This window comes from Sphingomonas sp., assembly GCF_017744835.1.
Classification (GTDB): Bacteria; Pseudomonadota; Alphaproteobacteria; order Sphingomonadales; family Sphingomonadaceae; genus Sphingomonas.
Window position 1 is genome coordinate 615147 of record NZ_JAGIAM010000003.1, and the last position, 19218, is coordinate 634364.

The 19218-nt window shown below is 67.9% G+C and carries 22 protein-coding genes and 1 pseudogene; 15 read left to right on the forward strand and 8 right to left on the reverse strand.

All coding sequences use genetic code 11. The annotated features are described in order from the left end of the window. Positions 1-8: 8 nt before the first annotated feature. On the reverse strand, positions 9-1400 hold the full coding sequence (locus J7500_RS10765) for an MFS transporter (protein ID WP_294061705.1): 1392 nt from the start codon (positions 1398-1400) through the stop codon (positions 9-11). Positions 1401-1573: 173 nt separating this feature from the next. Between J7500_RS10765 and J7500_RS10770 the strand changes: the two genes are divergently transcribed. After that, positions 1574-1714 (forward strand): hypothetical protein, encoded by a 141-nt coding sequence (locus J7500_RS10770; RefSeq protein WP_294061706.1) that lies wholly within the window; start codon positions 1574-1576, stop codon positions 1712-1714. Between the two features lie 16 nt (positions 1715-1730). Here J7500_RS10770 and J7500_RS10775 read toward each other — a convergent pair whose 3' ends face one another. Next, a complete protein-coding gene (locus J7500_RS10775; protein WP_294061707.1) occupies positions 1731-2162 on the reverse strand; it encodes a response regulator in 432 nt (143 codons plus the stop codon). A 152-nt stretch (positions 2163-2314) separates the two neighbouring features. On the opposite strand from J7500_RS10775, the pseudogene J7500_RS10780 reads away from it, so the two are divergent. Together J7500_RS10780 and rsmD are read left to right on the forward strand one after the other, a co-directional pair. After that, positions 2315-2983, forward strand: a pseudogene (locus tag J7500_RS10780) (pseudouridine synthase); the annotation flags it as partial. A 458-nt stretch (positions 2984-3441) separates the two neighbouring features. Continuing rightward, positions 3442-3981, forward strand: coding sequence for a 16S rRNA (guanine(966)-N(2))-methyltransferase RsmD (gene rsmD, locus J7500_RS10785; RefSeq protein WP_294061708.1), 540 nt, complete (start codon positions 3442-3444; stop codon positions 3979-3981). A gap of 6 nt (positions 3982-3987) precedes the next feature. Here the strand turns inward: rsmD and J7500_RS10790 are convergent, their stop codons facing one another. Beyond that, the gene (locus J7500_RS10790; RefSeq protein ID WP_294061709.1) at positions 3988-4395 is read right to left on the reverse strand and encodes a MarR family transcriptional regulator; all 408 of its coding nucleotides are present in this window, start codon (positions 4393-4395) and stop codon (positions 3988-3990) included. A gap of 65 nt (positions 4396-4460) precedes the next feature. On the opposite strand from J7500_RS10790, the gene J7500_RS10795 reads away from it, so the two are divergent. Together J7500_RS10795 and J7500_RS10800 are read left to right on the forward strand one after the other, a co-directional pair. Continuing rightward, complete coding sequence (locus J7500_RS10795) at positions 4461-6230, forward strand: chloride channel protein (protein ID WP_294061710.1); 1770 nt, start codon at positions 4461-4463, stop codon at positions 6228-6230. Between the two features lie 85 nt (positions 6231-6315). Beyond that, positions 6316-7332: a glucokinase gene (locus J7500_RS10800; protein WP_294061711.1), complete on the forward strand. Its 1017-nt coding sequence runs from the start codon at positions 6316-6318 to the stop codon at positions 7330-7332. On the opposite strand, the gene J7500_RS10805 is transcribed toward J7500_RS10800, so the two are convergent. Continuing rightward, positions 7329-8612: an MFS transporter gene (locus J7500_RS10805; RefSeq protein ID WP_294061712.1), complete on the reverse strand. Its 1284-nt coding sequence runs from the start codon at positions 8610-8612 to the stop codon at positions 7329-7331. The genes J7500_RS10800 and J7500_RS10805 overlap by 4 nt on opposite strands. Positions 8613-8793: 181 nt before the next feature. Here J7500_RS10805 and J7500_RS10810 point away from each other — a divergent pair, with 181 nt between their 5' ends. Beyond that, positions 8794-8970: a hypothetical protein gene (locus J7500_RS10810; protein WP_294061713.1), complete on the forward strand. Its 177-nt coding sequence runs from the start codon at positions 8794-8796 to the stop codon at positions 8968-8970. A 6-nt stretch (positions 8971-8976) separates the two neighbouring features. On the opposite strand, the gene J7500_RS10815 is transcribed toward J7500_RS10810, so the two are convergent. Both J7500_RS10815 and J7500_RS10820 read right to left on the reverse strand, forming a co-directional pair. Then, on the reverse strand, positions 8977-9159 hold the full coding sequence (locus J7500_RS10815; protein ID WP_294061714.1) for a hypothetical protein: 183 nt from the start codon (positions 9157-9159) through the stop codon (positions 8977-8979). A gap of 40 nt (positions 9160-9199) precedes the next feature. Continuing rightward, the gene (locus J7500_RS10820) at positions 9200-9601 is read right to left on the reverse strand and encodes a GFA family protein (protein WP_294061715.1); all 402 of its coding nucleotides are present in this window, start codon (positions 9599-9601) and stop codon (positions 9200-9202) included. Positions 9602-9703: 102 nt separating this feature from the next. On the opposite strand from J7500_RS10820, the gene J7500_RS10825 reads away from it, so the two are divergent. The 6 genes from J7500_RS10825 (at position 9704) to J7500_RS10850 (ending at position 14328) form a co-directional block, all read left to right on the forward strand. Next, entirely contained in the window at positions 9704-12013 is a 2310-nt protein-coding gene (locus tag J7500_RS10825; protein WP_294061716.1) for an ATP-dependent helicase, read from the forward strand. Positions 12014-12164: 151 nt separating this feature from the next. After that, a complete protein-coding gene (locus J7500_RS10830; protein ID WP_294061717.1) occupies positions 12165-12983 on the forward strand; it encodes a MerR family transcriptional regulator in 819 nt (272 codons plus the stop codon). A 141-nt stretch (positions 12984-13124) separates the two neighbouring features. Then, entirely contained in the window at positions 13125-13391 is a 267-nt protein-coding gene (locus J7500_RS10835; protein ID WP_294061718.1) for a hypothetical protein, read from the forward strand. Positions 13392-13448: 57 nt separating this feature from the next. Beyond that, a complete protein-coding gene (locus J7500_RS10840) occupies positions 13449-13658 on the forward strand; it encodes a type II toxin-antitoxin system Phd/YefM family antitoxin (RefSeq protein ID WP_294061719.1) in 210 nt (69 codons plus the stop codon). Between the two features lie 28 nt (positions 13659-13686). Further along, positions 13687-13878 (forward strand): hypothetical protein, encoded by a 192-nt coding sequence (locus J7500_RS10845; RefSeq protein WP_294061720.1) that lies wholly within the window; start codon positions 13687-13689, stop codon positions 13876-13878. A gap of 54 nt (positions 13879-13932) precedes the next feature. Beyond that, a complete protein-coding gene (locus tag J7500_RS10850; protein WP_294061721.1) occupies positions 13933-14328 on the forward strand; it encodes an STAS/SEC14 domain-containing protein in 396 nt (131 codons plus the stop codon). 260 nt (positions 14329-14588) lie between these two features. On the opposite strand, the gene J7500_RS10855 is transcribed toward J7500_RS10850, so the two are convergent. Then, entirely contained in the window at positions 14589-14942 is a 354-nt protein-coding gene (locus J7500_RS10855) for a WYL domain-containing protein (RefSeq protein ID WP_294061722.1), read from the reverse strand. Between the two features lie 201 nt (positions 14943-15143). On the opposite strand from J7500_RS10855, the gene J7500_RS10860 reads away from it, so the two are divergent. Further along, positions 15144-15683, forward strand: a complete 540-nt coding sequence (locus J7500_RS10860) for a glycine zipper 2TM domain-containing protein (RefSeq protein ID WP_294061723.1) — start codon at positions 15144-15146, stop codon at positions 15681-15683. 28 nt (positions 15684-15711) lie between these two features. On the opposite strand, the gene J7500_RS10865 is transcribed toward J7500_RS10860, so the two are convergent. Then, on the reverse strand, positions 15712-16731 hold the full coding sequence (locus tag J7500_RS10865; RefSeq protein ID WP_294061724.1) for an HWE histidine kinase domain-containing protein: 1020 nt from the start codon (positions 16729-16731) through the stop codon (positions 15712-15714). Between the two features lie 199 nt (positions 16732-16930). Between J7500_RS10865 and J7500_RS10870 the strand changes: the two genes are divergently transcribed. Together J7500_RS10870 and cysK are read left to right on the forward strand one after the other, a co-directional pair. Continuing rightward, positions 16931-18253 (forward strand): MFS transporter, encoded by a 1323-nt coding sequence (locus J7500_RS10870; RefSeq protein WP_294061725.1) that lies wholly within the window; start codon positions 16931-16933, stop codon positions 18251-18253. Next, positions 18250-19170, forward strand: a complete 921-nt coding sequence (gene cysK, locus J7500_RS10875; protein WP_294061726.1) for a cysteine synthase A — start codon at positions 18250-18252, stop codon at positions 19168-19170. The genes J7500_RS10870 and cysK overlap by 4 nt, the downstream gene beginning before the upstream one ends. Positions 19171-19218 lie beyond the last annotated feature (48 nt).

Below are 19218 nucleotides of genomic sequence, written 5' to 3' on the forward strand. Positions count from 1 at the left end.
TTCCTCTCTCAGCGCGCCGCGGGCGCGGCGGCCGCCGGCGCTTCGTCGTCATGCGGCGCCTCGGCCATGGCTCGCGCCTCGCGAACGCTCGCGACGACGAAGCCCTTCTTCCACAGGATCCAGAGCAGCAGCATGCCGGGGATCGCAACGACGGCGGTCATCACCCAGAAGCCGACCCACCCCAGCCCCTCGGCAAGCAGCCCCGCCGGCGCCGCGAGCCAGGTCCGGCCCACGCCCGCAAGCGAGGAGAGCAGCGCGAATTGAGTCGCGGTATAGGCGAGGCTGGAAAGCCCCGAGAGATAGGTCACGAAGATCGTGAGCCCCAGGCCGCTGGTCACTTGCTCGGTCGCCACGGCGATCGTCAGCCACAGCGTCGAATGGCCCTGGCTCGCGAGCATTGCGAAGGTGAGGTTGCTCAACATCATCAACATGCCCGAGACGAACAGCGCGCGTCCCATGCCCAGCCAGGCGAGCAGCGGCGCCGAGAGCGCGGTCCCGAGGATCAGCCCCCAGAAACCGATCACCTTGTTGATCGCGATGAATTCGGTGTCGCTGAAGCCCAGCTCGACGATCATCGGGTTCAGCATCGCCTGACCCATGGCGTCGCCGAGCTTGTAGACGAGCACGAACAACAGGATCAGCAGCGCGCCGCGCCGGGCGAGGAACTCGCGGAACGGGCCCACCAAAGTCGTCTCGAGCCAGCGGCCGATGCCCTGCCAGGCCTCGTCGCGCACGACATGGTCGTGCAGCCCGCGCCCGACCCAGAGAGCCGCGAGCGCCCCCGGCAGCACGCAGAAGCCGGTCAGGCCATAGGCCATCGCCCAGCCCAGCCCCAGCCCCTCGGGCGAGGCGATCGCGATCGTCCCCACACCCGCCAGGAAGGCGCCGAGCCGATAGCCGAACTGGTTGTTCGCCGTGCCGTGCGCGAGCTCGTCCTCGGGCAGGATCTCGATGCGATAGGCGTCGATGATGATGTCCTGGGTGGCGCCGAGAAAGGCCGTCACGATCGCCCAGAAGGCGAATGCGCCGATGTGCAGCTCGGGCTGGCTGGCACCGAGCATCCACACCGAGACGAACAGGAGCGCCTGGACGAGGAACAGCCAGGCGCGCCGCTGGCCGAACAGCGGCGTCAACAGCGGCAGCCGCAGCCGGTCGACCAGCGGCGCCCAGAGAAACTTGAGCGTATAGGGCGTAGTCAGCCCTACTGCGAAGCCGATGGTCTTCTTCTCGATGCCCACCTTGGCGAGCCAGAAGGTCATGGTGCCGAGCAGCAGCGCGAGCGGGAAGCCGCTCGAGATTCCGAGCAGCAGCGCCGCTATCGGCCGCGGCCGGAAATAGGGCGCCATCGTCGCCCTGAACCCGCCACGCGTTCCTTCCTCCAACGTGCCTCCCGCCGCCATCCCATGCTCCCGTCCGGTGTTGGCGCGACACTAGCCGAAAAGTTACGGAGAGGAAGCAGGCTCGCGCCTGCCGGTCGGCTTAGGGTGAATCCCGGATCAGGAAGCGCCACGAAGGGCGGACCGAACCTGGCCATTCTACAATGGAATCAAGTCCTTCGGAATCCAGGTGACTCATGCCCCTGCCGCTGCCCCCTTCGAGCCTCGTCAGCGTCGACGACTCCAGACGCGCCCCGCCGGGCGCAGGCGTGCTGCTCGCTGTCCTCACGTCGCTCCTCGCCTGGGCGGTCGTGATCGTCTATCTGTTCTGGCATTGACCCGAGCGCGCCCTGCTCAGGCGGGCGCTCCGAACAGGCTGAAGCTCACCGGCAGCTTGCGCGGTTGCCTGCCCTCGATCACCGTCTCGATCGCTTCGATCGCCGCCAGCAGGTCCTTCTGCGGATAGGGCTTGGCCAAGCATCCTACCGCCAGCGCCCGCGCCTCCTTCGGGCAGTCGGCGGTCACGAACAGCACCCGCACCGCGCGCTCCTGCGCCGCCTCGGCCACGGTCACGCCGCTCCCGTCCGACAGGTTCACATCGGCCAGCACCAGATCGATCGCATCGTCCTCGTCCATCACGCGCAGCGCTTCGGCAACCGAATCGACCGTCGCGACGATCTCGAAGCCCTCGGAATGGAGGAAATGTTCGGTGTCGAACGCCACCAGCGGCTCGTCCTCCACAACCAGGACCCGCTGGATAGACCGCTTCTTCCGACCGAACAGCATCACTCGCCTCACTCGGGGGTCTATGCGCCCCCATTTGCACGCCTAACGCGCGAAACCCCTTTCAGCACCGCAATAATTTTTGCGCCGCCGGGCATAATCGCTATATCGCCGCGGTGTCCGCCTCCAACCCCTCCAAGCCCGAGCGCGAACCCCAGCGCATCGCCAAGCTGCTCGCGCGTGCCGGAATCGCGTCGCGCCGTGAAATCGAGCGCATGATTGCCGAAGGGCGCATCGCGCTCGACGGCAAGACGCTCGATACGCCCGCCACTTTGCTCGCGTCGCTCCACGGGGTGACCGTCGACGGCAAGCCGGTCCAGGCGCCTGCCCCGGCGCGGCTGTTCCGCTATCACAAGCCCGCCGGCCTGCTCACCACCGAGCGCGATCCCAAGGGCCGCCCGACCATCTACGATCGCCTGCCCGACGGCCTGCCGCGCGTGATGCCCGTCGGCCGGCTCGACCTGAGCACCGAGGGACTGCTGCTCCTCACCACCGACGGCGAATTGAAGCGCGAGCTCGAGCTGCCGGCGACCGGGGTCGAGCGCAGCTACCGCGCCCGTGCCTATGGCCAGGTCAGCCAGCCCCAGCTCGAGGAGCTGATGCTCGGCGTCGAGATCGAGGGCGTGCGCTACGGCCCGATCGACGCCAATATCGAGCGGCGCACCGGCGCCAATGTCTGGATCGAGCTCACGCTGACCGAGGGCAAGAACCGCGAGGTCCGCCGTGTGCTCGAATATCTCGGGCTCGAGGTGAACCGTCTGATCCGCACGCGCTACGGCCCCTTCTATCTCGGCGACCTGCCCGCGGGCGATGTCGACGAGATCCGCCGGCACGACCTGATCACCTTCCGCACAGTCCTCTCCAAGCCCGGCGGCGGCAAGGCGGCGTCGAACCTGCAGTTCGCGGTGCGCGAGCGCGTGCCTGCACCGGCTCCCGAGCCTTCGCCCCAGCCCAAGTCCGCGGTCGAGCCCGATCGTCGCCTCCGCCGCGCCCCGGCCAAGCCCGCCGCGGCCAAGGCCCCGCGCTTCACCGAGCGCGCCACCCCTGCGGCCAAGCGCGTCCCCGAGGTTCGCGAGGAGGAACGTACCGGCCCGCGCGATCGCAAAACGCTCAAGCCGGTGAACCCCGCCCGCGCCCAGCGCGCCAGGGCGCACCGCGAGGCGCAGGGCCCGCGCGAAGGCGATCTGGTCGATCGGCCCCGCGGCCCTCGTCCGTCGCGCGGCCCGGCAGGCGGCCGCGGCAAACCCTCGGGTCCCAAGCGCCCGCCCAGGACGCGCAAGTAATGCGGATCATCGCCGGAGAATGGCGCGGCCGCCCGCTCGCCGCGCCCAAGGGCGACACTACGCGCCCCACTGCCGATCGCACGCGCGAGGCGCTGTTCTCGATGCTCGCCTCGCGCCTCGGCAGCTTCGAGGGGCTCGCCGTCGCCGATCTCTTCGCCGGCTCGGGCGCGCTCGGGCTCGAGGCATTGTCGCGCGGCGCCGCCTCCTGCCTGTTCGTCGAGCAGGACAAGGCGGCACTCGACGCGCTCCGCGTCAACATCGCCAAGCTCGGCGCCAAAGGGGCGGACATTCGCCCCGGCTCGGTCATGGCGCTCGGCCCCGCTCCCAAGCCGCTCGACCTGATCCTGATGGATCCGCCCTATGGCACCGGTGCGGGCGCGGTCGCCCTCGACAAGCTCGGCCGCCTCGGCTGGGCCGGTCCCGGCAGCTGGATCAGCATCGAGACCGCCCGCGACGAGCAAGTCGACGTCGCCGGCTTCGCGGTCGACACGACCCGCGTCCACGGCAAGGCACGCCTCACTCTGCTCCGCCTGGCCTGAACGCCTTCAGTCGAGCCGCGCCAGCAGGCTGGTGAACAGCGGCCGCAGCCGCCGCAGCTCTTCGCGATGCGTCTCGGACAGCCGCGCCAGTAAGTCTCGCGCCCTGGGCGTGATCGCCACCAGTGCCTGCCGCCGATCCGTGGACGAGACCGCGCGCTCGACCAGCCCCAGCGCCTCCAGCCGGTCGACCAGCCCTGAGGCACTGTGCGGCTTGACCACCAGCCGCTCCGCGAGCCAGCCGATCGTCACTTGTTCGCTCTCGGCGCCACGGATCGCGAGCAGCGCCTGGTGCTGCTGCGGCGTCAGCCCGCACTCCGCCGCATGGCCTTCGCTGAACACCAGGAAGCGGCGTAGCGCATGGCGGAAGTCGGCAAGCGCGGCATAGTCGACGTCGGAAAGCGGATCGGCGGGCATGATACTCCCGTTGAATTATATCGCGGCACGATATAACTGCGCCGCCGCAACGCTCTCAAGGTCCTATGTCCGACACCGCCACGCAAGCCCCGCACGTCCGTCCGCTCGCCGATCACAGCGCCGATTGGCGCATGCTGATGCTCTCCGTCGCCGCGCTGCTCGTGGGGACCGGAGGCGCGCTCGGCGCCTGGGTGCTGCTCAAGCTGATCGCGATCGCGACCAACCTCTTCTGGTTCGGCCGTCTTTCCGCCGCTCCCGCCGAGATCGTCGACAACAATGTCGGCCTCGCGATCCTCGCCATCCCTTCGATCGGCGGGCTGATCATCGGACTGATGGCGCGCTTCGGCTCGGAGAAGATCCGCGGCCACGGCATCCCCGAGGCGATCGAGGCGATCCTCTATGGCGAGAGCCGCCTTTCGCCCAAGGTCGCGGTGCTCAAGCCGCTGTCCTCCGCCATCTCGATCGGCAGCGGCGGCCCGTTCGGCGCCGAGGGGCCGATCATCATGACCGGCGGGGCGATCGGATCGCTGTTCGCCCAATGCTTCCATCTGAGCGCCGCGGAGCGCAAGACGCTGCTCGTCGCCGGCGCCGCCGCGGGCATGACCGGCATCTTCGGCACTCCGATCGCCGCGATCCTGCTCGCGATCGAAGTATTGCTGTTCGAATGGAAGCCGCGCAGCTTCGTCCCCGTCGTCGTCGCCGCCTCGGTCGCCTTCGCCTGGCGGCCGCTGCTGCTTGGCACCGGTCCGCTCTTCCCTTTCCCCGCGGTGCATTTCGCCAGCCCCTGGCCGGTGTCCGGCGCGGCGCTCGGCGTCGGTATCCTCGTCGGGCTCCAGGCGGCCTTGCTCTCGGTGCTGCTCTACCGGATCGAGGATCTGTTCGCGCGCCTGCCCGTCCACTGGATGTGGTGGCCGGCGATCGGCGGGCTGGTGGTCGGCGCGGGCGGCCTCGTCGACGCGCATGTCCTCGGCGCCGGCTATGCCAATATCCAGGCGCTGCTCGACGGCTCGCTCGCGATCCGCGTCGTGCTCGCGCTCGCCGCGGTCAAGGCGCTGGTCTGGCTGGTCGCGCTTGGTTCGGGGACCTCGGGCGGCGTGCTCGCGCCGTTGCTCATCCTCGGCGGCGCGCTCGGCTATCTGCTCGGCACCTTCCTTCCGGGGGCGCCCGGTTTCTGGGCGATGATCGGCATGGCGGCGATCCTCAGCGGAGCGATGCGCGCGCCGCTCACCGCGGCGCTGTTCGCGGCCGAACTGACCGGCCATTTCAACGCGCTGCCGCTCATCGCGATCGGATCGGCCGGTGCCTATGCGGTCAGCGTGCTCGTCATGCGCCGCTCGATCCTCACCGAGAAGATCGCGCGCCGCGGCCGCCACATCCTGCAGGAATATACCGTCGATCCGCTCGACTTCCTCCAGGCCGGTGACGTCATGACGTCAGAGCCCGAGACGCTGCCCGGCGCGCAATCGGTCGCGCAGACGATCGCCTTTTTCGCCACCACTGCCCGCCATCGCAGCTATCCGGTGGTCGATGAGCGCGGGCGGCTCCTCGGGCTGGTCTCGCGCAGCGATGCGCTCCGCTGGCAGACGCTCGGCGGCAGCGACGAGATCCCGCTCGGCGAGATCCTCTCGGACGCCTCCCAGCCCACTGCCGCCCCCGCCACGCCGATCGGCGCGGTCGCCGATCTGATGGTCGAGACGGGTATCGGCCGCATCCCGATCGTCGAACCCGGCACGGCGCGCGTGGTGGGCATCCTCTCGCGCCACGACTTGCTCAAGGCGCGGAGCCTCCGTCGCCGCGACGAAGTCGAGCGCGCCGGCGGCGGACTGCTCCGCTGACCGCAACTCGCGAGAACATGTCGCTGGCGTAATGGGTTCTTAAATCTGTTGGGCCATGCCTGCTCCGAAACATTCGGAGAGAGCGGTGGAAAATCGCAGGCTCGCGGTCGCGATTGACGATTCCGAAGTTCGCCTCGCCTGGATCGGTGCGGGCGGCGAAGTGCGCAACGAGACGGCATGGCCGCTCGACCGCTTTTCGACTCTGATCGAGGCGATGCTGCGGTTCGAGGCGGAGACCGGCCAGCCCCTGTGGCAGGCCGCCGCGGCGATCGCGATCTACGGCGCTACTTACGGCGAATCGATCTCGCTCCATCGCGGGCGCTGGACGATCAGCCGCTCCGGGCTTGCCTCGATCCTCGGCACCCCGCCGACGATCATCAACCATGTCGCCGCCAAGGGCTGGGCCGCGGTCGGCGGCACCGGAATCCAGCTCGCGCCGCTCTCGCGCCATGGCGGATTGCCCGACTTCACTGCGCGCAATCGCTGGCTCGCGATCAACGTCGAGCGCGGCGTCGGCCTCGCGGTGATCGATTCCGACGGCTCGGGCACACTGCGCATCACCGAGAGCGAAATGGGCCATTGCGGCTTCGCGCCGGCCTCTGCGCTCGACCGCCGCCTTGCCGAGGCCGTGGCGCTGCCGCGCGTGCCGGCGACGCGCTGGGAAATGGTGCTCACCGTCTCGGTGGATTCGCCGATCTGGACGCAGCATCTGCCCGAGGTGACGCGCACCGACCGGTTGGCGATGCTCGCCGACAATGTCGGACGCTTCCTCGCCGATGCCGTGACCGCGCATTGTGCCTGGGGCGGCGTGATGATCACCGGCAAGCGGATCGTCGAGTTCCAGAGCGCCGGGCTCACCGACCGGCTCAACCGCGCGTTCGAGGAAGGCGCCAAGTTCGGCCGTCCGATCCAGTCGGCGCCGCGCTGGCGGCTCACTGGCTCGGACCTGACCTTCTCGGGACTGGCTGAGGCCTTGGCACGCACCGCCGTGCCGGCCCTCGCGCCGACCACGGCACCCGTTTCTCCGGCGGTGACACCGGTGGCCGGCCCCGCCCCCTTCGCCGAACCAGCCCCGCGCCCTTCGATCTTCAACTATCGCTAGGCGGTAGTGCTTCCCCGGCGCGAGACCATTCCGAGCCCGATCAGGCTCAGCACTCCCGCGCCAGCAAGGTAATAGCCGACCAGCGCCAGCCCGCCGCGCGTCACCAGCGCCTCTGCGATCAGCGGCGTGAGCCCGCCGCCGATGATCCCCCCGATGTTGAAGGTCACCGACACCCCCGTGTAGCGCACGCGCGCCGGGAACAGGCTCGGCAGCCATCCGCCCAGCGGGCCATAGACGAAGCCCATGATGAACAGGGCGAAGGCCAGCCAGAAGAAGACCCGCGGAAGCGCATCGGGCACCAGCAGCACGGGCATGGTCAGCCCCACCACGATCGTCACGATGCAGCCGAAGGCGAGCACGCGCGCTGCGGTCGACTTGTCCGCGCGATACCCCGCAAGGCCGATGCCCGCGGCCATGAACAGGATCGCGACCAGCTCGGCGCCCAGGAACGCCTCGCGGTCATAGCCCAGCGCCTTGGTGCCGTGGCCGATGATGAAGACGGTCGAGATGTAGAAGAGCGCGAAGCATGCGATCGTCCCCACCGTGCCCGCCAGCGTGGGCAGCCAGTGGTTGCGCAGCAGCTCGCCCAGCGGCACTCGCGGCGGCGGCGCGGTCTCGGCCGCCTCGACGAAGGCCGGCGTCTCGGTCAACCGCAGGCGCACCCACAGCCCCAGCCCGACGAGCAGCGCGCTCGCCAGGAACGGCAGCCGCCAGCCCCAGTCGGCGAACTGCGCCTCGGTCAGGAAGCCGCCGAGCAGCAGGAAGAATCCGTTTGCGAAGATGAACCCCACCGGCGCGCCCAGCGGCGGGAAGCTGCCGTAGCGATAGGCCCAGCCCGGCGGCGCATTCTCCACCGCCAGCAGGCTCGCCCCGCCCCATTCGCCGCCCAGCCCCAGCCCCTGGCCGAAACGCAGCAGCGTGAGCAGCACCGGCGCGACCACGCCCGCCATCGCATAGGTCGGCAGGAACGCGATCAGCAGCGTCGACAGGCCCATCAGGAACAGCGAGCCGACCAGCGTCGACTTGCGACCCATCCGGTCCCCGAAATGGCCGAACACCACGCCGCCGAGCGGCCGGGCGAAGAAGGCCACGCTGAAGCTCGCATAGGAGAAGAGCAGCTGCCACTGCTCGTCGATCCCCGCGAAGAACAGCCGCGGGAACACCAGCGCCGCGGCGGTCGCATAGATGTAGAAGTCGTAGAACTCGACCGATGTCCCGACCAGGCTCGCAAACAGGATGCGGCGATGCGAAACGGGTGCGGCGGCGGCGATTGCGGTCATTCAGGTCCCCTCTCCGCCACGTGCCCTAGCGTGGAATTGCGCGGATCGGAATGCCCGCATTCCGGATATTGCGCGAGCAGCCGGAAACCAGCGCGAACTCCCTCCCGCCATTCATCCCCGCGACAGTTTCGCGCGCGTAGCAAAGCGCCACCTCAACGCGCCGAAAAGGGAGAGTCGGGCGATGCGTGAGTCGGCGGGACGGCGGTTCCTCTTCGCAACATTGCTCGCGCTCGCCGCGGGCGCGCTGGTCGCTTTCTGGAACCCGGTCGATCACCTCAAGGCCGATCTGCGCGCCGACACCCAGGGCATCCGCGTCAGCGTCGAGCTCGCAGCCCACGCGATCGAGACCCGCGTCTGAGCCGCCTCAGCTGCGGCACTCGATCCGCGTGATCTTCACCACCTTGCCACTGTCGTCCTTCTCCTCGTGCCGCCCGGGCACGCAGGGCTGACGCTGCGGCGCCTGGCTGCTGCGCCACGCCGTCCATGCGCTGAAGATCGCGAGCGCCAGCACCAGGGCCAGGCGCAGTTTCCGGTTCCGCCAGTTCATGCCGACCGATTAGGCGCTGCCACGCGCCCCCGCAATCGCTTCAATCCATCCCCGGATAACTCCGGAACTCGGGCAGCTCGCTCACCCGTTCCATCCACGGCAGCCGCTCCTTGACCATGATCTGCGCGCCCGCCGGATTGCCCGCGCCGTCGTCGAGCGTGCCCGACTGGATGTCGATGATCCCCGGCAGATAGGTCGGGTTGCGGTAGAACAGCCCCGTCCCGCACGCCGGGCAGAACTGGCGCACGGCATATTCGGAGGATTTGTAGCTCGCCGGCGTGCCCTCGATCGTCACCTGCTCTTCCTTGAAGGCGATCCAGCCCGCCATCGGCGCTCCCGACCAGCCGCGGCAATCGGTGCAATGGCACAGCGCATGGTGCTCGGGCGTTCCCTCCGCCGAATAGCGGATCGCGCCGCAATGGCATTTACCGGTGATCTCCATGACATCCTCCTCCATGATCCCGTTTTGTTCTACTCGACCCCACCCGCTGACGCAACCCGTTTTGCGGTTGCCCTGCGTCCCCACGTTCCCTAACTGTTCGCCATGAGCCTGCCCGCGCCTTCCCCTGACGACGCCCCCTATCTCCAGGGCCTCAACGCCCCCCAGCGCGAGGCGGTGCTGACCACCGAGGGGCCCGTCCTCGTCCTCGCCGGCGCCGGCACGGGCAAGACCGCCGCGCTCACTGCGCGCCTCGCCCACCTGCTCTGGACCCGCCGCGCCTATCCGTCGGAGATCCTCGCGGTCACCTTCACCAACAAGGCCGCGCGCGAGATGCGCGAGCGCGTCGGCCGGCTTGTCGGCCAGGCCGTCGAGGGCATGCCCTGGCTCGGCACCTTCCATGCGATCGGCGCCAAGATGCTCCGCCGCCACGCCGAGCTCGTCGGCCTCCAGTCCAACTTCACCATCCTCGACACCGACGACCAGCTCCGCCTGCTCAAGCAGCTGATCACCGCCAACGACCTCGACGAGAAGCGCTGGCCCGCGCGGCAGCTCGCCGGGCTGATCGACCAGTGGAAGAACAAGGGCCTGAGCCCGGCGGACGTCGATGCCGGCGAGAGCGAAGCCTATGCCAATGGCCGCGGCCAGTCGCTCTACGCCCAGTATCAGGAGCGGCTGCGCACGCTCAACGCCTGCGATTTCGGCGACCTGCTGCTCCACATGCTGGTGATCCTCAAGAAGCACCGCGACGTGCTCGAGCAATATCAGCAGCGCTTCCGCTACATCATGGTCGACGAGTATCAGGACACCAACAGCGTCCAGTATCTCTGGCTCCGCCTGCTCGCGCAGGAGCGCAAGAATCTGTGCTGCGTCGGCGACGACGACCAGTCGATCTATTCGTGGCGTGGCGCGCAGGTGGAGAACATCCTCAAGTTCGAGAAGGACTTCCCCGGCGCCAAGGTGATCCGGCTCGAGCAGAACTACCGCTCCACCCCGCACATCCTCGCCGCCGCCTCGGGCGTCATCGCCAACAATGGCGGCCGCCTCGGCAAGACACTCTGGACCGAGAAACCCGAGGGCGAGAAGGTCAAGGTCCTCGGCATCTGGGACGGCCCCGAGGAAGCGCGCCGCGTCGGCGAGGAGATCGAGAGCCTCCAGCGCGGCGGCCTGTCGCTCGACGACATGGCGATCCTCGTCCGCGCCCAGCACCAGACGCGCGAGTTCGAGGACCGGTTCATCGCGATCGGCCTGCCCTATCGCATCATCGGCGGCTTCCGCTTCTACGAGCGCCAGGAAATCCGCGACGCGCTCGCCTATCTCCGCGTCGTCGCCCAGCCCTCGGACGACTTGGCCTTCGAGCGCATCGTCAACGTCCCCAAGCGCGGCCTGGGCGACAAGGCGCTCGCCAAGGTCCACCAATATGCCCGCGCGCAGGGCCTGCCGCTCACCAGCGCCGGCGCGCGCATCCTCGACACCGACGAGCTGACGCCCCAGGCCCGCCGCAGCCTCGGCAACCTCATAGGCGACATCGCCCGCTGGCGCAGCATGGGCGACACCCTCCCCCACCCCGAGCTCGCGCGCATCATCCTCGACGAGAGCGGCTACACCGCGATGTGGCAGGCCGATCGCACCGCCGAGGCTGCCGGGAGGCTCGAGAACCTGGGCGAGCTCGTCCGCGCGATGGAGGAGTATGAGTCCCTCACCGCCTTCCTCGAGCATGTCAGCCTCGTCATGGACAACGAAGCCTCGGCCGAGGAGCCCAAGGTCACGATCATGACGATCCACGCCGCCAAGGGGCTCGAGTTCGACACCGTGTACCTCGCGGGCTGGGAGGAAGGCATCTTCCCCTCGCAGCGCGCGCTCGACGAAGGCGGGCTCGCCAGCCTCGAGGAGGAACGCCGCCTCGCCTATGTCGCGATCACCCGCGCGCGCCGCCAGGCGACCATCCTCCACGCCGCCAACCGTCGCATCTACGGCCAATGGACGAGCAGCCTGCCCAGCCGCTTCATCGCCGAGCTGCCGGGCGAGCATGTCGAGAGCGAGTCCACCATGTCGGGCGGCGAGAGCCTGTGGCGCGCCAACTGGTCCGAACGTGCCGACCCCTTTGCCGACGTCTCCCGCGGCACCGGCCGCGGCCCCGGCTGGCAGCGCGCCGCCGGCGTGGATGCGAAGAACCCCGGCGGCAGCTTCACCCAACGCACCTTCACCCGCGAGCCCGCCCGCGTGCTGGAAAGCCGCGCCTCGGCGGTCAGCTTCGGCGCCAAGCCCCGCGCCGACCTGTCGCTGGGCATGCGCGTGTTCCACCAGAAGTTCGGCTACGGCACGATCGCCGAGATCGAAGGCAACAAGCTCGAGATCGACTTCGAGCAGGCCGGGCGCAAGCGGGTTATGGATAGTTTCGTGAGTGTCGGGTGAGAAATTGGGAGAAGCCAAAAATCGCCGAAGGCGCTTTCTAGAAGCTAGGTCGTGAACCCATAACCGCGCGGACGCGGACGAGCTGTCGATCCTTCTGACAATTTCCTCTTGCACCGGCCCCTGGGGCCGGTCCGATAGAGCAGAACGTTCGATGAAGGGCAGCATGTTGACGAAGACTGAGCCTTATCTCCGTTCCGCAGAAGTCACCCGCCGGCTTGGCGTTAGCGGGAAGGCATTACGGCTATACGAGGCACATGGCTTGGTCCGCGCCGAGCGGACGGCGGCGGGCTGGCGGGTCTATGGACCCGACCAGATCAGTCGTCTGCACCAGGTGATCGCCTTGAAGAGTTTCGGCTTCTCCCTCAGCCGGATAGCCGAGCTTCTGGCTGGCGGTCTTCCTGACCTCGCGACATTCCTGGAACTGCACGAGCAGGTGCTGCGTCGGGAAGCAAAGCGAGTTGGCGAGGCGTTGCGACTACTTTCGGCTGCAAGGGCCAAGCTCGCCCAACAAGGCGCCCTTTCCTCGGACGAACTGATGAACCTCACCAAGGAAACGGCTATGACCGACAAGCGCACCGATGATCTGAGCGCCGCCTATGAAGCTGTAGCGGCGAAGCATTTCTCCTCCGCTGATCAGGCGACCCTGGATGCCAACGGCTACCGCGGAATGAGCCAGCCTGACACCAGCTGGGAAGCACTGCATGAAGAGGCAGCGCAACTGATGAAAACCGGCAACCCTCGCTCGGCGGAGGCGATGGTTTTCGCCCGGCGCTGGATGGAGAAGGTTTTCGAAGCCACAGGTGGCAATCCAGCCTTGACCAGGAAGATGAAGGCGGTAGCTCGCGAGATCCATCAGCAGCCCGCCTTTGCTGCAGTGTCAAGGTCATCGAATGAAATGATGGACTTTGTCGCACAAGCTTATTGTGCGGCGATCGCAGCGGGCATTATGCCCAAGCCCGACGAGGGCTGATGCGGAGGCTTTCATATCGACGCTGATTTTTGATTCAGCGTCGGTATGAGCCGATACGACCTGAACGACTTCGAGCAAGCTTGGAAAGCCGCCAGCGGGCATCCGCCTGTGAATCCTCTCAAAAGGGACGAAACTGAGCACATGACTGATACCGAGAACGTGTTGCTTCGGCACCGGTATTCAGCGCAGATTGTGCTGGCCCTACTCCTCAGCGCGCTATGCACCTACGGCACCATCGTCCTGAGTGTTCCTCCGAGTCTATGGAATTTGCTCTGGATGGTCGCCTTGCCTGCTCTCCTCGGCCTCGCGCTCAATGGAGGTGTCAGGCAACTCGTGATGGCCCTCGCGCTGCCCTTCGCTTCCCTGATCGCAACTACCATCGTCGGCGATGCGATGGGCGGAATGTAGATCGGTCAGCCGCTCCCATTATGAGTTCACGCCCTAGTCAGGAGCCAGCACTCTCCCATGGAACGCATCAACCTAGCCGACGCCAAGGCGCGCCTCAGCGCGATCGTCGATCGAGTCGAGGCGGGCGAGAGCATCGAGATCGTCCGTCGAGGCAAGCCCGTCGCGCGGCTCGTCCCGCCCTGCCCGAGAAGAAGCCCGTCGATGTCGCGGCGTTGCGGCTCGCCGCGAACAAGCTGCCTTATCAGCATGAGAGCGGTGCCGAGGTGATCCGCAAGATGCGCGACAACGGCTATTGATGTTCTATCTCGATGCCTCCGCCGCCATGGCCGCAGTCACGAAGGGGGGGCATAGCGAGGCGATGCGATGGCTCGGCGAGCATGCCGCCGAGCCGATCCTGTGCAGCGGCTGGACCGTGACTGAAGTCGCCAGCGCCCGCGTCATGTCCTATTCCGCGCTCCAGCTGGGCATCCCGGTCGAGCAGCCATAGCGGCACCCGCAGGGCGGACGTGCGTTACTGCGGAACCGCAAAGGGAGGATCCCCATGCTGACCATCACCCCCCTCACCGATCGCGCGATCGAGATCGTCGCCGAAGGCCGCTTCACCTCCGCCGAGGTCGGCGACGCGTTCAACCGCATGACTGCGATCCTCGACGACATGCCCAAGCTCGACGTGCTGGCCGATGTCCGCGGCTCGCCGTCGATCGCGCTCTCCGCAATCACCGAGGAGCTCAAGCGGCTGCCTCTGGTCTTCCGCATGATCCGCCAGATCGAGCGCGTCGCGATCGTCGCCGATGCGCAGTGGATCCGCACGGCCTCGCGGATCGAAGGCGCGGTGATTCCCGGCGTCCATTACGAAGTCTATGAGCGGCACGAGGAAGCGCATGCCCGCGAATGGCTACTCCGCCACACCGATGTCGCGCGCCCGCCCGCGGGCTGAACATTCCGCTTCCAATGTAGGATTTCGCTTGGGATAGACTCGTCGTGGACGAGTCAGCCGCACGCCTTCCCTGCTTCGCTCAGCGCATGGCCGCCGGCGCAACGCTATTGCTCGGGCGCGCAATTTTCCTGCTCGATTCGCGGGAAAAGTGGGAAGTTAGGCGCACGAAATCCTATCGCCTTCCCTCGGATCGCCACCTGAACCTGCGCTATTGCCCGGGTCCCCAGCCACTGCCAGCGAGAGGGCCCCGGTTCCGGCGCTCAGTCCTGCGGCGCCTGTGGCTCCACCTTCATCAGCGTCTCGGGCTGGTATTTCTCAAGGCTGGGATCGAACAGCGCGCTGATCGAGAATTCGCGCTCGAGCAGGGTCAGGTCCTTGAGCCCGTCCAGCTTGAAGCTTCCCACCTTCTCCTCGCGCGGGATCATGCCTTCGCGCGAGATCACCACGCCGTCGACATACAGCCCGCCGTTGCGGCCGTAGAGGATGTGCGGCGCCAGGATCATCCGCGTGCGGTTGTAGGTGATCGACAGGCAGCGCAGGCGCACGATCGCTTCGAGAACGGTCGGAATCATCGCCTGCGGGTTGGGGGGATCGGCTTCGAGGCTCAACTTCATCGCTCCCCTATGACCGCCATGCTGCGCTGCAGCAAGAGGCGAGACTCACCGAGGCCTTGGCAAGCCCTTCGGCAACCGAGTGATTTCGCAAGCCGCCGCAATGCGCAAGCCCCCGCAGGCGCGTTCATCGAAGCTACAGCCGCTCTGGTCGATCAGCGGCTGAGGGGCCAAAAGGGGCCGACCACACAACAGGAGCAACGCATGAAGTCCGTCATCCTCGCCGCGGCCGCTGCCGCCACGCTCGCCGCCGCGATGCCCGCGGGGGCGCAGACCGCTACTCGCTACGACAGCCAGTCGCAGGACGAGGAAGCGCGGTTCGAAGCGGCGCAGCGCCGGTTCGACAACGAGTACCGCAGCTTCCAGGACGCGCTCGAGCGCTACAAGCGCTATCAGGCGACGCGCGCCGACGACCAGGGGTATGACCGCGACGATCGCGGGCCCGACGACCGCTTCGACCAGCCGAACTACGATCCGTCGCGCGACTATCGCACGGGCAATTATCAGGAGCGCGTGCTCCGTCCCGACGAGCGCGTCTATCGCGGCGACGACGGCCGCTATTATTGCCGCCGCAGCGACGGCACGACCGGCCTGATCGTCGGCGCGGCTGCGGGCGGGCTGTTCGGCAACGTCATCGCCGGCCGTCGCTCGAGCACCGTCGGCACGCTGCTCGGCGCGATCGCGGGCGGCGCGCTCGGCAGCCAGGTCGAGCGCAACCAGCAGCAGCAGATCCGCTGCCGCTGATACTGGACACGGGCCTGCGCCGCCGCGGTCACCGCTCCTCGAGCTGGGCGATCGCCACGCGCAGGTCCACTTCCACGCCGTGCGGCGGGTAGCGGCGCTCGACCTTGCACCCGCCGATCAGCCCCATGTCGATCAGCCGGGTGCCGAAGCCGGTGTGCTCGGGCGGCGTGACGGGCGGCCCGCCATGCTCGCGCCAGCAGAGCACCAGTTCCTCGCCCTGCGGTCCGGGCTCACGGTGCCACCGCAGCTCGACGCGCCCCTCGGGAACCGACAGCGCGCCATATTTGGAGGCGTTGGTGGCGAGCTCGTGGAGGATCAGCGAGAGCCGCAGCGCGGCCGAGGGCCCGAGCGCGATGTCGGGCCCCTCCAGGTCGAAGCGGTCGCCGTGCATCGCGAGCAGCTGGTCAGAAAGCTCGCCCAGGCACGCGCTCTCCCAGCCGCCGCGCGCCAGCGCCTCGTGCGCCCGGCCCATCGCGATGACGCGCTTCTCGAAGGTCTCCACCGCCTCGCGCTCGCTGACGCCTTCGAGGGTCCGCCATGCAAGCGACTGGACCATCGCCATGGTGTTCTTGAGTCGGTGCGCCAGCTCCTCGCGCAGCACTTCGCTCTCGCGGCGCGCGCGGACGCTCTCGGTGGTCTCCACCACCGTGTCGATCGTCCCGCCCACGCTGCCGTCCGCCATCCGGACCGGCGAGAAGCAGAAGGTGAACCACGTCTTCTCGACTCCGGCGCCGCGCTCGAACTCGACTTCGAAATCCTGAAGGAACGTCGCTTGGCCGCCGGACGCACGCTCCACGAGCGGGCCGAATTTGGGCCAGGAACTCCCGCAGACATCCCGGAAGCTGCGGCCGAGTTGGTGCCGCTTGCCGCCGAGGATCAGCAGGAAGGCGTCGTTGAAGATGGTCGTCAGCTCGGCGCCCCAGATGAGCGCCATCGGGAAGTGCGATTCGAGGACGAGCGCCGCGGCAGTCTTGAGCTCGGGCGGCCAGCTCTCGCAGTGGCCGAGCGGAGTCGACGCCCAGTCGAAGGCGCGAACCGCTTCGCCCATGCTTCCGCCGCCTGGCGCGAGCTGCGTCATACTGCCCCTGTTCGCCGGCAGCGAGGAGCTGCCAACCCGTTGAGTTTTATACCTCTTGAAACCGCGTGCATAGGGGCTCCGCGGGGCCTCGGCACTAACCTGGATTGGCACGGATGCCGCGCGATCTTTGTTGCGCAGCGGCGCCGGGGCCGCCAAGGGAGTGGCGCACATGGTCGCACATCCTTTCTCCATCCCGAACTTCCGCGCTTACTGGGTGGCCCGCCTCGCCGCCACGCTGGGGCAGATGGCGATGGTCATCGTCATAGGCTGGCAGGTCTATGACCTCGCCCGCCAGTCGATGGGCATCAAGGCCGCCGCCTTCCAGCTCGGGCTGATCGGCGTCGCCCAGTTCCTGCCGTTGCTGGTCCTGTCGCTGGTTGCGGGCTGGGTAGCCGACCGTGTCGACCGACGCTGGATCGCGCGGGCCGCCGTCTCGCTCGAAGCGCTGTGCGCGCTCAGCCTCGCCTGGCTAACCTGGTCGGGCACGATCAGCTTGCCCTGGCTGTTCGGCATCGCCGCCCTGCTCGGCGTGGCTCGTGCGTTCGCGAGCCCTGCGCTTCAGGCGCTCTCGCCCAATCTCGTGCCCAAGGAAATCCTCCCGACAGCGATCGCGCTGAGCTCGCTCGCATGGCAGGGCGGCACCGTAGTCGGCCCGGCGATGGGCGGTTATCTCTACGCCGCCGCGGCCTGGCTGCCCTACGCCGTCTCGGCGGGGCTGTTCCTGCTTTCGCTGGCGATGCTGCTGCTCATCGGCCCGGTGCCGCGTAGCGCCGCGCGCTTCCCCGGCAATCCTTGGTCGCAAATGATCGACGGGCTACGCTACGTGCGGCGCAACCGGCTGGTGCTCGGAGCGATCTCGCTCGACCTGTTCGCCGTGCTGCTCGGCGGCGCGACTGCAATGCTGCCAGTCTATGCCCGCGACATCCTGCAGGTCGGCGCCGAGGGACTGGGCCATCTCCGCGCCGCGCCCGCCATCGGGGCAGTGGCGACCGCGACGATCTTCTCCTTCCGCCCGCTGAAGCGCGAAGTAGGACTGAAGATGCTGTTCGCAGTGGCCGGCTTCGGCGTCGCTACCGTGGTGTTCGGCGTATCGGCGCCGCTGCTCACGCGAATCTACGGACCGGCGGCGGTGGGGCATGATCTTGCCCCGGCGGTGTTGTTGTCGCTGGTCGCGCTCTTCGTGCTCGGCGCGGCCGACATGGTTTCGGTCTATGTTCGCCAGTCGTTGATCCAGCTCTACACGCCCGATGAGATGCGCGGCCGCGTCGGCGCGGTTTCGACGCTGTTCGTCTCGGGATCGAACGAACTGGGCGAGGCGGAATCGGGCTTCCTCGCCGCACTGATCGGGCCCGTCGCGGCCGTTATCGGCGGCGGCATCGGCGCGATCCTTGTCACGGCGCTATGGGCCAAGCTATTCCCCGAACTCAGGCAGGCTCGCACCTTCGATCCTCCGGCCACACTCGAATTCACGCCAAAGGAGACTTCGACATGAAGGCCAATACGATCCTCGAGACGATCGGCAACACGCCGCACATCCGCGTGCAGAAGCTGTTTCCGGGCGCCGAGGTCTGGATCAAGTCCGAACGCTCCAATCCCGGCGGCTCGATCAAGGACCGCATCGCGCTTGCGATGGTCGAGGCGGCCGAGGCTTCGGGCGAGCTCAAGCCTGGTGGCACGATCGTCGAGCCGACCAGCGGCAATACCGGCGTGGGCCTGGCGATGGTCGCCGCGGTCAAGGGCTACAAGCTGATCCTCGTCATGCCCGAGAGCATGAGCCTCGAGCGCCGCCGCCTGATGCTCGCCTATGGCGCGACATTCGACCTGACCCCGCGCGAGAAGGGCATGAAGGGCGCGATCGAGCGGGCAATGGAAATCGTCGAGTCGACCCCGGGCGCCTGGATGCCGCAGCAGTTCGAGAATCCGGCGAACGTCGAGGTGCACGTCCGCACCACCGCGGAGGAGATCTTTCGCGACTTCCAGGATTCGCCGATCGACGTGATCATCACCGGCGTCGGCACCGGCGGCCATATCACCGGCGTGGCGCAGGTGCTCAAGCAGCGCTGGCCCAACCTCAAGGTCTATGCCGTCGAGCCCGAGCTCTCGCCGGTCATCTCGGGCGGGCAGCCCGGACCGCACCCCATCCAGGGCTTGGCGGCAGGCTTCATCCCCAAGAACCTGCACACCGATCTGCTCGACGGCGTGATCCAGGTGAGCGCGGACACCTCCAAGGAGATGGCGCGCCGCGCTGCGCGCGAGGAAGGGATATTGGTTGGCATCAGCTCGGGCGCCGCGCTCGCCGCGATCCAGCAGAAGCTCCCCGAGCTGCCCGCGGGCACCCGCGTGCTCGGGTTCAACTACGACACGGGCGAGCGCTACCTGAGCGTTCCGGACTTCCTTCCGGAGAGCTGAGCGCCACGCGCACCGCTGGGCTGGTCCCGCCGTTGCGGCCATCCGGCG

Excerpts from the sequence above, each read along its gene's own strand:
- J7500_RS10870 (WP_294061725.1), top strand. The coding sequence starts at position 16,931 with ATGGTCGCACATCCTTTCTCCATCCCGAACTTCCGCGCTTACTGGGTG.
- J7500_RS10775 (WP_294061707.1), bottom strand. The coding sequence starts at position 2,162 with ATGCTGTTCGGTCGGAAGAAGCGGTCTATCCAGCGGGTCCTGGTTGTG.
- J7500_RS10855 (WP_294061722.1), bottom strand. The coding sequence starts at position 14,942 with ATGAAGTTGAGCCTCGAAGCCGATCCCCCCAACCCGCAGGCGATGATT.
- J7500_RS10790 (WP_294061709.1), bottom strand. The coding sequence starts at position 4,395 with ATGCCCGCCGATCCGCTTTCCGACGTCGACTATGCCGCGCTTGCCGAC.
- J7500_RS10840 (WP_294061719.1), top strand. The coding sequence starts at position 13,449 with ATGGAACGCATCAACCTAGCCGACGCCAAGGCGCGCCTCAGCGCGATC.
- J7500_RS10805 (WP_294061712.1), bottom strand. The coding sequence starts at position 8,612 with ATGACCGCAATCGCCGCCGCCGCACCCGTTTCGCATCGCCGCATCCTG.
- rsmD (WP_294061708.1), top strand. The coding sequence starts at position 3,442 with ATGCGGATCATCGCCGGAGAATGGCGCGGCCGCCCGCTCGCCGCGCCC.
- J7500_RS10820 (WP_294061715.1), bottom strand. The coding sequence starts at position 9,601 with ATGGAGATCACCGGTAAATGCCATTGCGGCGCGATCCGCTATTCGGCG.
- J7500_RS10860 (WP_294061723.1), top strand. The coding sequence starts at position 15,144 with ATGAAGTCCGTCATCCTCGCCGCGGCCGCTGCCGCCACGCTCGCCGCC.
- J7500_RS10770 (WP_294061706.1), top strand. The coding sequence starts at position 1,574 with ATGCCCCTGCCGCTGCCCCCTTCGAGCCTCGTCAGCGTCGACGACTCC.
- J7500_RS10810 (WP_294061713.1), top strand. The coding sequence starts at position 8,794 with ATGCGTGAGTCGGCGGGACGGCGGTTCCTCTTCGCAACATTGCTCGCG.
- J7500_RS10835 (WP_294061718.1), top strand. The coding sequence starts at position 13,125 with ATGACTGATACCGAGAACGTGTTGCTTCGGCACCGGTATTCAGCGCAG.
- cysK (WP_294061726.1), top strand. The coding sequence starts at position 18,250 with ATGAAGGCCAATACGATCCTCGAGACGATCGGCAACACGCCGCACATC.
- J7500_RS10795 (WP_294061710.1), top strand. The coding sequence starts at position 4,461 with ATGTCCGACACCGCCACGCAAGCCCCGCACGTCCGTCCGCTCGCCGAT.
- J7500_RS10765 (WP_294061705.1), bottom strand. The coding sequence starts at position 1,400 with ATGGCGGCGGGAGGCACGTTGGAGGAAGGAACGCGTGGCGGGTTCAGG.
- J7500_RS10850 (WP_294061721.1), top strand. The coding sequence starts at position 13,933 with ATGCTGACCATCACCCCCCTCACCGATCGCGCGATCGAGATCGTCGCC.
- J7500_RS10815 (WP_294061714.1), bottom strand. The coding sequence starts at position 9,159 with ATGAACTGGCGGAACCGGAAACTGCGCCTGGCCCTGGTGCTGGCGCTC.
- J7500_RS10845 (WP_294061720.1), top strand. The coding sequence starts at position 13,687 with ATGTTCTATCTCGATGCCTCCGCCGCCATGGCCGCAGTCACGAAGGGG.
- J7500_RS10825 (WP_294061716.1), top strand. The coding sequence starts at position 9,704 with ATGAGCCTGCCCGCGCCTTCCCCTGACGACGCCCCCTATCTCCAGGGC.
- J7500_RS10865 (WP_294061724.1), bottom strand. The coding sequence starts at position 16,731 with ATGGGCGAAGCGGTTCGCGCCTTCGACTGGGCGTCGACTCCGCTCGGC.
- J7500_RS10830 (WP_294061717.1), top strand. The coding sequence starts at position 12,165 with ATGAAGGGCAGCATGTTGACGAAGACTGAGCCTTATCTCCGTTCCGCA.